The sequence below is a fragment of the Phyllobacterium sp. CCNWLW183 genome, from assembly GCF_037203775.1.
GTDB lineage: Bacteria > Pseudomonadota > Alphaproteobacteria > Rhizobiales > Rhizobiaceae > Phyllobacterium > Phyllobacterium ifriqiyense.
Window position 1 is genome coordinate 76275 of sequence record NZ_JBBCBN010000012.1, and the last position, 10643, is coordinate 86917.

Below are 10643 nucleotides of genomic sequence, written 5' to 3' on the forward strand. Positions count from 1 at the left end.
TGACTTTAATCGTTGGTAGCTACCGCTATAAAAGCTGAACTCTTGTCATCAGTTTGTTACGCTGAACTTCTAGCCATTCTGGAACGGTTCTAATCCGCAACCCAGCCAGACAGCCAGAGGTCACGCCATGAATGATCAAACTCCCGTTTTCAGAACCAGCCAGCTTGAAGAGAATGATGGTCCTGGCCACAATCCGACCGACAATCCTACAATGGGCGAGCTCATTGCAGCTCGATTCTCCCGCCGTGGCTTTCTGAAAGGATCACTCGCGGTTTCCGCTATTGCAGCCACCGTCAGCCCGATGGCGCTGATGCTGGCTGATGATGCTCGCGCTGAAACCAAATCTGCTTTCAGTTTTGAGGAAGTAGAAGCCGGTATTGATGAAAAACACCATGTTGCAGCCGGATATGATGCGGATGTGCTTTTACGCTGGGGCGATGGAATTTTCGTGGATTCTCCAGAGTTTGATCCGCGTAATCAGACTCCGGAATCTCAGGCGAAGCAGTTTGGCTACAATAATGATTATGTCGGTTATATTCCGATAGATGGCTCGTCTGAGCATGGTCTTCTGGTCGTCAACCATGAATACACGAATGAACATCTCATGTTCCCAGGCATCGTTAAGGTTGCTGAGGGCAAGATCGAAGTCGCTCCTGCCGACAAGAAGCGTGTTGATATCGAGATGGCTGCCCATGGAGGCACTATTGTCGAGATCAAGAAGACCGATGGTAAATGGCAGGTCGTCAAGGACGGCAAGCTGAATCGCCGCATCACCGCCAATACCGAGATGCAATTGTCCGGTCCTGTTGCCGGTCATGACCGTGTAAAAACCAATGCAGATTCCTCCGGCAGAAAAGTCTTCGGGACAATTAATAATTGTGCTGGAGGCGTCACGCCCTGGGGCACCTATGTGATGGCCGAAGAAAATATTCATGGCTATTTCACAGGCGAACTGGCTGCCGACAGCAAGGAAGCGGCAAACTACAAACGTCTCGGCCTTCCGGAGGGCAGTTATGAATGGGGCAAATTCCATGATCGCTTCGATGTCTCGAAAGACCCCAATGAAGCCAACAGGTTCGGATGGATTGTCGAAGTCGACGTGAACGATCCGGTATCTGTCCCCAAGAAACGCACCAGCATGGGCCGCTTCAAGCATGAAGGCGCTGAGTCGATCGTTTCCAAAGATGGCCGAGTCGTGTTTTATCTCGGCGATGACGAGCGTTTCGACTACGTTTATAAGTTTGTAACCACCGGCAAGTTCAATCCTGATGATCGCGCTGCTAATCTGGACCTGCTGGACGAAGGCACGCTTTACGTCGCAAAGTTTGAAGCCGACGGAACTGTTAACTGGTTGCCGATAGTGCATGGCACCGGTCCTTTGACAGCCGAAAACGGGTTCGCCTCGCAAGCGGATGTTTTGATTGAAACCCGTCGTGCAGGCGATCTGTTGGGCGCTACCAAGATGGACAGGCCGGAAGACATCCAGCCGAATGGTGTCAACGGCAAGGTCTATGTCATGCTGACCAATAATACCAAACGCAAGGACGATCAGATCGACGCTGTCAATCCACGTGCCAAGAACGCGTTCGGCCATATCGTTGAAATTGCCGAGGCTGATGGCGATTTCGCCGCAACAAAGGGCAAATGGGAAATATTGCTCAAGTGCGGCGATCCTTCCATTGCCGATGTCGGCGCATCTTTCTCCACCGAAACCACAAAGAATGGCTGGTTCGGCATGCCGGACAATTGCTCTGTCGATGCTGATGGACGGCTGTGGGTTTCAACGGATGGCAACTCGCCGAAGGATACGGGCCGTACCGATGGTCTATGGGCGGTTGATACGGAAGGTGCTGCCCGTGCGACCTCGAAACTTTTCTTCCGCGTGCCGATCGGCGCAGAAATGTGCGGTCCGCTGATGTTGCCGGATATGGCAACCATGATGGTCGCCGTTCAGCATCCCGCTGATGGCGGCGAAGATTGGGAAGGTTTCGGCCGTCCGTCCTATTATGAAGACCTTTCGACCCGCTGGCCGGACTTCAAGGACGATATGCCCGTCCGCCCGTCCGTCGTCGCAATCACCAAAAAGGGTGGTGGCAAGATCGGCGTCTGATTAGCACAATCATTGAGAAAGGCCCGGCTCTGAAATGGCTCAGAGCCGGGCCTTATCGTATATTACTATTGCGCTTTGCTGTTCTTATTTTGGACAGCGACCATTCGAGGGCCGAACTGATCCCGTCCCAATGTCTGGAACTGGATGTCCGCAAGAGCAACCTTGCCTCTGTCTTTAGGAAACGTCAGCTTGAGTTCTTTCAGATTGTTTAAGTCAATTCCAGCAAATGCTTTCAGTGGTATCGCCACCATGTTGAGAAGCATCTTAACCTGCCCGGTTGAATAGGGCTTGTCGATGGGATCATCAATCATGGGCCGGCCTTCAGCCTTGGTTTTTGGTGCGTTATAGAGCGCACCACTGAAATCGCTGGCTTCGATAGTCGCTTCCTTACCAACATTATCAGTCAGTGTTACCAAAACCTCCTGCCCCATCGGGCGCACGACCGCTATGCGGAAGCTCAAAGTATCGTGGGGCGCTGCCGAAGTGCCAAGTAGATCATTTGTAATTGTTGCGCCAGCTTTGGTCCACGAAAGTTCAGCATGTTCTGCTATGGATCGTAGGCCAGAACCACCCCAACTATTGAATTCAAAACCTGCTATGCGGGCAGGTGAGCAATCGCCTGCGATCAGCGCTCCATCAGGCATGTCACACCGGGCTAAGTTGTTGAAGCCGGTAGAGGTGACCGGGCCGCCGAGCGAATTGATGCTAAGGCTTTCTGCCGATGCGAAGTGCTGAATCAGTTTGCGTTGGCCCTCATTTCGCTGAATTGTCAGGATAACGCGTTCGTCACAGGGGCCGCGTCCTACAGGGCAGGCAGCCTCTGGCAGTTTGGCCATTCCGTTCCACCAGCTTGCAAACTGTTGTTCTCCTCCCACATGATAGCGCATGAAAGAATTAATAAGATAAAGTCCGTTGCGTCGTTGGTCTTCATCGCTGACCCTTATGGTATCTGTGTGGTTCGCCATGCAATGGCCAGGTCCTGCGGTAGTGGAGAAATCGTCATTGATCCAAGTTGTATTGTAATAATTATGGTTGGCGCCTTGAACCGCTATTTGATAGCGTGTTGCCGTATCGCTGCCATTGCCAAATCTGTTGTGATCATAGGAGATTGCTCCTTGCAGATTGAGCATGTCGCCATCGCAGGTGGGTAGAAGTACAGCAAGCGGCACGCCGTTCAAATCCTTGTTGCCGCCGAAATCTGTAGGCGCGAGAAGAAAGGCTGCCCTGAAGTCATAGGGTGAAGCCGTGTCACTACCTTCTGCATAGAAAATATTGTATTTGGTTATCGCTGCTCTGAATTTTTCTTCGTCGAGACTTACAACAGTTTTAGCTGTTTTTGGTATAAACACATCGGCAAAGTCCGGATATGCGGTTATGTATTTTGTTGGATTGACCGAAAGCGCTACTGCCAGTCCCGCATAGCTGGCACCTCGACGGTTCTTGTTGAATTTGATTGTGTTTGCAACACCTTGTCCTCCTCGCGAGTGGCCCATAATGCCAATGCGCTCAAAGTCAAATTTTCCTTTGAGTTTGTTCAGTGCGCCAGCATTGCCATTTTTGTCAACTTGACCATGCTCGTTAATCTGGCGTAGCCGGTCCAATGTCCCTAAAACCAGTTGCGCCCGCGACTGACCGGATTGGTCGCCATCAGCGTTGATGGCGTTAGCGTCAATCGAGAGTACAATATAGCCGTGAGTGGCCAGATTCTCTGCCAGATAATCATAACCCCGATAATTTGGATCTGCTGGGGTGTGCTGTCCATGTAGAAAGACAATGACGGGATATTGGCTTGGCGGCGTCGGCGAGACTGACTTCATGGGATAGCGAATCCATCCCTTGATCGGGGTGATCAGAATCTGCCCGTATGTGAAACTGCTGGAGTCAGTGCTCACGGATGCTACAAGATTGCCGAGATCATACTCATAGGCCGGTGAAGACCAGAATGTCGGATTTTCAATCGTATCGGGCGAGGTTGTGACAAAGCGTGTAACCTCTTCCCGCTCCTTCACAGCTAACGGCGCTATTTCCTGTTCTGTTGTTGTCACCTTCCCACCATCGAATATAACGAGCGGGTCTTGGACCACGACACTCGCCTCGGGCGGGACAGCAGATGACGTGCCGGGAACTGCCGTTACTATCCCCACGACTACTTCGTCCGAGCTATCTACTAAGGCAGGAGATGCGACGATCTTTTCCGCAACGATGGCTGGAAAGGTCGACGCGGTTTCCGAAGTTGTATCGTTACTCTCGCTGCAGCCTGATAAAACGGCAAACAGCGCTGAAATTATGCATGATCGAATAATGCGTTTTCGAAAAATATCCTTCATGAAACAGTAATCCTTATTATTAGGCTGCTAAAATATTCCAGCCACGCGCTTAAAATAAAAATCGGCATTCACTGGCGTGTCGGCTGAGGGCCTCGCGCCAAGTGGATGCCGATAACAGAGCAATAAACGTGCCAAAAAGGCACTTATTCAACGAACGTATTAGGCCGGTTCAGTCCGGCCAATCAAACGCTGGTTCTGCCAGAGCGTGTACATGGTCGCGGATATCCCGTGGCCAGTCCTCCGTCAGTTCGGCGAAGCGCTGGTAGTTTCCGCCATAAAGCGCGCGGGTGACCTCTTCATAATGCGGCTGATTGCCTGCCATTGCCAGCATGAAGCGGTCTGCCGCTTCCTGCGCCTGACGCTTTGCCTCGCGCCCACCATTTGCGGCCCGTGCCGCCTCCACAAGCTTGCGTAACGTAACGGAGGCGCCGCCCGGTTGCGCTGCGAGCCAGTCCCAATGGCGCGGCAGGAGCGTTACCTCGCGTGCCGTAACGCCAAGTTTCGGCCGGCCCGGCTTGCGCGGTTCACTATTGTCCAGCCGCGCCAATATCTCCGCATCGGTGCCGCGCAGATCAAATTCAATCTGCCTGCCTGTTGCATCATCGAAAACAAGAACCGCCTCGCCATTATCGTCCAGACGCTTCAGCGTCAGGGCCACCTCCGCTGGCGTTCCACTTGCGATTTTCCTGTTGCCCTGAAAGGCGCTCACACTGTTCATAATCATCATCCATTGCTCAAACGTCGCCCTGGATTTACCCGGATAAAACTCTGCCGTCAATATACCCGGATAAAACTATTCGCAGCGAATATCGCCTGCCGCTACGCTCGCCCTTCCAAATCGCCTGAAAATGCTCTATGTGGCGCGCATGAGCACTCCACTAGATCACATCCGTAATTTCTCCATCGTCGCCCATATCGACCATGGCAAATCCACCCTTGCTGACCGCCTGATTCAATCGACGGGCGGGCTGGAGCTTCGCGACATGAAGGAGCAGGTGCTCGACTCGATGGATATCGAGCGCGAGCGCGGCATCACCATCAAGGCGCAGACCGTCCGGCTGCACTACAAGGCCAATGATGGCGAGACCTATGTCCTTAATCTGATCGACACGCCCGGCCATGTCGACTTTGCCTATGAAGTGTCGCGCTCGCTATCGGCCTGCGAAGGGTCGCTGCTGGTGGTCGATGCCTCGCAGGGCGTTGAGGCGCAGACGCTGGCCAATGTCTATCAGGCCATCGACAATAATCACGAGATCGTCGTGGTGTTGAACAAGGTCGATCTTCCCGCCGCCGAACCGGAGCGTATCCGCGAGCAGGTGGAAGATGTCATCGGCATTGATGCCAGTGAGGCTGTGCTGATTTCGGCAAAGACCGGCCTTGGCATTCCCGATGTGCTGGAAGCCATCGTCAAGCAGCTGCCGCCCCCGCGCGAAGGAGATCGCACCAAGCCGCTTAAGGCCATGCTGGTTGACAGTTGGTATGACTCCTATCTCGGCGTCATCGTGCTTGTGCGTATCATTGATGGCGTGCTCAAAAAGGGCCAGACCATCCGCATGATGGGCACCGGCGCGAAATATCCGGTTGAGCGCACGGGCGTGTTCACGCCGAAAATGGTTGCCATGGATGAGCTTGGACCCGGCGAGTTTGGCTTCATCACCGCTTCGATCAAGGAAGTGGCCGATACGCGCGTTGGCGATACGATCACCGAGGACAAGCGCCCGACAGATTCCATCCTGCCCGGCTTCAAGCCTGCGCAGCCTGTGGTGTTCTGCGGCCTTTTCCCCGTCGACGCGGCGGACTTCGAGGACTTGCGCGCTGCCATGGGCCGCCTGCGGCTCAATGATGCGTCGTTCTCGTTTGAGATGGAAAGTTCCGCCGCGCTGGGCTTCGGCTTCCGCTGTGGCTTCCTTGGGCTCCTGCATCTGGAAATCATTCAGGAGCGGCTGGAGCGCGAGTTCAATCTTGATCTCATCGCCACTGCGCCAAGCGTTGTCTACAAGCTCAACATGACCGACGGCAAGCAGATCGAGCTGCATAATCCAGCCGATATGCCGGACGTGATGAAGATCGCCACCATCGAGGAACCGTGGATCAGGGCAACCATCCTCACGCCGGATGATTATCTCGGCTCGATCCTCAAATTGTGTCAGGACCGCCGTGGCATCCAGATCGATCTCAACTATGTCGGCAAGCGCGCCATGGTCACCTATGACCTGCCGCTCAATGAAGTCGTGTTCGATTTCTACGACCGCCTGAAATCGATCAGCCAGGGCTATGCCTCGTTTGATTATCATCTGTCGGATTACCGCGAGGGCAATCTGGTCAAGATGTCGGTGCTGGTCAATGGCGAGCCTGTGGACGCCCTGTCGATGATGGTGCATCGCGGCGCTGCCGAAAAGCGCGGCCGCGACCTTTGCGAAAAGCTGAAGGACCTCATCCCCAAGCACATGTTCAAAATCCCGATCCAGGCGGCCATTGGCGGCACGGTGATCGCGCGCGAAACCATTTCGGCCCTGCGCAAGGATGTGACGGCAAAATGCTATGGCGGCGACGTCTCGCGCAAGCGCAAGCTTCTGGAAAAGCAGAAGGAAGGCAAAAAGCGCATGCGCCAGTTCGGCAAGGTCGAAATTCCGCAGGAAGCCTTCATTCAGGCGCTGAAGATGAGCGATAACTAATATAGTGCCGGATGGTGGAACCGCATTGCCGGGATCACGAACCAGACAAAACCGGATAGCGGCCCGCCGCTATCCGCGCTTCCCTCGCGCCATTGTCCTCGCCCAAAGGCCCTTGCGCCTTCTCTGCGGCTTTCTTAGCTGCGCGCTTGTCCTGTGCACCGCCTCAGCATGCACCACGCCGCGCCCAGCCCCCACGCCGATCATTATCGACCCGCAACGCCCTGAACCTGCCACGCCGGGGATTAAGCCTTTGACGGTGGAGCAGGAGGAGTGGATCGAAGCGCTTAGAAATTAATTGGTAATCTCAACTTGCTTTGCAAATTCCGTGAAAGTTGGTCGCTGAATTTCTTTCAAAGATTCGATCACTCCAACAAAATTTGGTACAGCCTTTAGGACGCTTTCATTTGAAATACGATTTCTCGAGAACGCAGCATCAAGCTGATTAGACAAGGACAGCACTAGAGCAATTAGCTTTTTCCAGTACTCAGCTGCACTCTTGGGCGATACATTTGCTTTAAACTGTAAGCTAGTACGATTGGAAATCGGTTTATCGAGGATCGTTTCCATGCACATGGAAATCACATGCACTATTAAGTAGGAAGCGCCTTTCTTATTCAAGAAGTTAAGGTGATTTCTTTCTATCTGCGTGAGAGATTTGTCATCTTTCCGTTGCTTTTGGGCAAGAGCCAGTCTTGTGGAGTTAATCTCTTCTAAAAGAGAATAGCAGAAAGTGATATGCCTAGCCGTTGTTCGGTCGGTGAATACTCGACGGTATATGTTCTCGCTTGTCCAAATCTCAGACTTCTTGTCATAAGCAGTAACGGGGTCTCCATGAAATGCAGCAAGAGATTGACCAACTGTATATGAAGGAAGAGTGTACTTACTTCTTTTTATAGTATCGCTGGAGCCACCGCGGCGTCCGCCTTCATAGTCTGCATCGGGTATCTTGGTGAATTCCTGACGTAGTCTGTCTTGTATCGGATCCGTGCTCCGAAAATCTGCGGCTTGCAGTTTATTTTGGGAGTTATTAAAACGTACTACTTTCGTTATCACACTGTCTTTAATTACCTTAACGAACCTTATCGGGACAAGAATATTATCGCTTGGTCGCGTTTCGAGACTTCCAATTGAACCAGTGGTTTGCGCCCCATTCACGATTGAAATACCATTGATGTCAAGCTTTCTGCCCGCTCTGGTTCGAGCACCAAGTTTGTAATCTATTACGAGTGCTGTCAGGCCATTATTGTAGACCCAGAAATTATTTGGTTCATCATTAGCGGTATTTTTTATTGCATTATTTATATTTGAATCACTAGACCGCGAGCCAAGATATCCTCTTAAATTTGCTGAAAACAAATCTGTCTCGTAGAGGTGGTACATGTCGTAAAGCCAATTTGCTTTTACTGTAGTAAGGACTGAAGTCCAATCAAGAGAGTGAATTTCAATTGCATCTGATACTTTTGTACTTAATTTGTCAGTCACAATTATTGTACGTTCAGCTTGTATGTAGAGCTTAGTTATCTGGCTGGTACCGATCTCCTCCGCGAAGATATTTATCTCGCGACCGTTGGCATAGGTCCGTAGTGCTGATTTGGCAGTTTTCTCAACGGTCTTAAGTTCATCAGCAACATTCTTTGACGATGGCAGATTGTGTACGTACCAGATATAAATTTGCTTAATGTCGCCGTTATTAATTGCACTTCTTAACTCATCAGCTCGCCCCTTTAACCCATCTGGCAAAGCATCCAAATCGCGAGTGAGTAACCAGCTTATTGCGGCATTCAAATCTGAAGCCTTGTTGGCGGGAGCGGCGGGGCGATCCTTTTTAGAATAGTAGCATTGGGCTATGACAGCTGTTTGCAATTCCTTATCTACGTATAGGATATCGCACTTTTTATCGTCGCCGCCGCCAGTGATGGATTCCGCGGCAACGGATTGTATGTCCTCCAATCTAAATTTGAGTTTTAAGGCCAGCAACCCAATTGCATCATCAGGAAGCTTCAAATCTATTTTAAGGGTTTCTAATACATTCTGCCAATCACTGACATTGTTCTTCATGAAGCCTCCCGATTCTCCTTTCATTAAAGAAGTTCTTTTGGGGCAAGTAAATGAGTTTAATTCAAAAATAATTGTAAGTTATAAATAATGGGGGGGGGGTAGCTCTTCGCATATCAGCCATTCCAATATTGCACTGCAATATCTCGCCATCTGCGCATATCCTATGGCTAACCAAACAGCGCCATAGGATCAGGCCATGAGTTTTATCTTTGATTTTGCCACGCGTGGGCGTCGCCGCAATGATGCGGATTATCGCAATGCGTTGGCTTTGCTGAACAGCATGAGCGCCGCAGACCGTGCCGATATCGGCATCAAACAGGCGGATTTTACCCGCATTGCCCGCGAGATGACCCGCCGCTAATCTGCTTGATGGCAGTGCGCCGCTTGCCAAGCTCAGTATAAGGGCGGGGGGCAAGAAAATGCCTCCACCTTTCCCTCATCTTCAGCCGCTGGCATTGCTTTCGGCTTGTCGTGCCGCAATGCCGTGGCGTGGTCTTTTGATTTGAGGGCGAAGCCTATGCGGGCATGCGCGTAAATTTCATCACCCAGTTGGTTTCCCATGTCTCGCCGCCATCCTTGGAAAAGGCTTGCTCCCAGAGCGGAGCTTTGGGCGAGGGCATCCAGTGAAAGCGCACGCGCACCGGCGTGCCATTATCCGTATCATTGCCGTAAAACACGCCTTTGCCATCGTCAAAATGGCCGATGACCGGCGGAAACAGGAAGTTGCTGCGGCTGTCGGCCCAATGGAGCGACCATGATCCATCGCGCGGGTTAAACAGGCGCAGCGTGATGCCGGAAAAACCTTGGCTCGGCATGTCCATTTCTTCAAGATTGGCAGTATCGTTCAAAAGCTTGCGCACGGTCGATGTGGCGTGAAACTCATCCCATATATGGCATCCGGCAAAGCGCTCCTTCAGCCGCAAATTGCGAATGTTCCAGTTTCCAATGAGGAAATCAAAATCCGTCGCACTGCCATTGATCTGTGCTGATCCGTCCATGTCCGCGCCTCCCGCCCGTTTCGCGCATATTTTATAGCGCAGGGCTCCTGACAACCTTCTGTCAGGAGGGTGTCAGTTGGGTGGCAAGTTTGATTCATAAAATTCCCCTCCCTGATGCTCCGCGTCCCTGGGGCGAGTCACTTGTCTCTTCCGTCCTTCAGACTCTCACAAGGGGGAGTAACCGCATTGCCCCTCGAGATGACCCGTCGCTCATCTGTCTTGATGGCAGTGTTTGTCTTTTGGCTGCCTTTGCTGGTGTGCGTGGTTCGACAAGCTCACCATGAGGAAAGTTTTGTGGGTTGCAGCGACAACTTGCTAGCGTTGCAAGAGTTGCAATAGTTGCAAGAGTTGGTGCCCTGCAATCAACCGACCTCCCTCATCCTGAGCTTGTCGAAGGGCGCACTTGGCTTGTGCAAATCAGACTTTCCAAAAATAATCTCGACAAACTTATCCAACAGTTCCCGCTCTGAATTAT

At 51.9% G+C, this 10643-nt stretch carries 8 protein-coding genes; 4 read left to right on the top strand and 4 right to left on the bottom strand.

Annotated features, from left to right (window positions below; all coding sequences use genetic code 11):
• Window positions 1–127 precede the first annotated feature (127 nt).
• Entirely contained in the window at window positions 128–2110 is a 1983-nt protein-coding gene (locus V9K95_RS22485; protein WP_307282086.1) for a PhoX family protein, read from the top strand.
• Between the two features lie 65 nt (window positions 2111–2175).
• Here V9K95_RS22485 and V9K95_RS22490 read toward each other — a convergent pair whose 3' ends face one another.
• Together V9K95_RS22490 and V9K95_RS22495 are read right to left on the bottom strand one after the other, a co-directional pair.
• Window positions 2176–4437 carry an alpha/beta hydrolase family protein gene (locus tag V9K95_RS22490; RefSeq protein ID WP_336440447.1) on the bottom strand — a complete coding sequence of 754 codons (2262 nt, stop codon included), beginning with the start codon at window positions 4435–4437 and terminating at the stop codon, window positions 2176–2178.
• A gap of 169 nt (window positions 4438–4606) precedes the next feature.
• On the bottom strand, window positions 4607–5155 hold the full coding sequence (locus tag V9K95_RS22495) for a DUF2239 family protein (protein ID WP_336440446.1): 549 nt from the start codon (window positions 5153–5155) through the stop codon (window positions 4607–4609).
• Between the two features lie 148 nt (window positions 5156–5303).
• Here V9K95_RS22495 and lepA point away from each other — a divergent pair, with 148 nt between their 5' ends.
• Complete coding sequence (lepA, locus tag V9K95_RS22500; protein WP_307282096.1) at window positions 5304–7112, top strand: translation elongation factor 4; 1809 nt, start codon at window positions 5304–5306, stop codon at window positions 7110–7112.
• A 25-nt stretch (window positions 7113–7137) separates the two neighbouring features.
• A complete protein-coding gene (locus V9K95_RS22505; protein ID WP_336440445.1) occupies window positions 7138–7407 on the top strand; it encodes a hypothetical protein in 270 nt (89 codons plus the stop codon).
• On the opposite strand, the gene V9K95_RS22510 is transcribed toward V9K95_RS22505, so the two are convergent.
• Window positions 7404–9170, bottom strand: a complete 1767-nt coding sequence (locus V9K95_RS22510; RefSeq protein ID WP_336440444.1) for an AIPR family protein — start codon at window positions 9168–9170, stop codon at window positions 7404–7406. The genes V9K95_RS22505 and V9K95_RS22510 overlap by 4 nt on opposite strands.
• Before the next feature lie 196 nt (window positions 9171–9366).
• Between V9K95_RS22510 and V9K95_RS22515 the strand changes: the two genes are divergently transcribed.
• Window positions 9367–9531: a hypothetical protein gene (locus V9K95_RS22515; protein ID WP_307282110.1), complete on the top strand. Its 165-nt coding sequence runs from the start codon at window positions 9367–9369 to the stop codon at window positions 9529–9531.
• Window positions 9532–9685: 154 nt separating this feature from the next.
• Here the strand turns inward: V9K95_RS22515 and V9K95_RS22520 are convergent, their stop codons facing one another.
• Window positions 9686–10168 carry a hypothetical protein gene (locus tag V9K95_RS22520; RefSeq protein WP_336440443.1) on the bottom strand — a complete coding sequence of 161 codons (483 nt, stop codon included), beginning with the start codon at window positions 10166–10168 and terminating at the stop codon, window positions 9686–9688.
• Window positions 10169–10643: the final 475 nt, after the last annotated feature.

Bases quoted from the DNA above. Each gene is read 5' to 3' on its own strand.
- V9K95_RS22510 (WP_336440444.1), bottom strand. From the start codon at position 9,170: ATGAAGAACAATGTCAGTGATTGGCAGAATGTATTAGAAACCCTTAAA.
- V9K95_RS22495 (WP_336440446.1), bottom strand. From the start codon at position 5,155: ATGAACAGTGTGAGCGCCTTTCAGGGCAACAGGAAAATCGCAAGTGGA.
- V9K95_RS22515 (WP_307282110.1), top strand. From the start codon at position 9,367: ATGAGTTTTATCTTTGATTTTGCCACGCGTGGGCGTCGCCGCAATGAT.
- V9K95_RS22490 (WP_336440447.1), bottom strand. From the start codon at position 4,437: ATGAAGGATATTTTTCGAAAACGCATTATTCGATCATGCATAATTTCA.
- V9K95_RS22485 (WP_307282086.1), top strand. From the start codon at position 128: ATGAATGATCAAACTCCCGTTTTCAGAACCAGCCAGCTTGAAGAGAAT.
- V9K95_RS22520 (WP_336440443.1), bottom strand. From the start codon at position 10,168: ATGGACGGATCAGCACAGATCAATGGCAGTGCGACGGATTTTGATTTC.
- lepA (WP_307282096.1), top strand. From the start codon at position 5,304: ATGAGCACTCCACTAGATCACATCCGTAATTTCTCCATCGTCGCCCAT.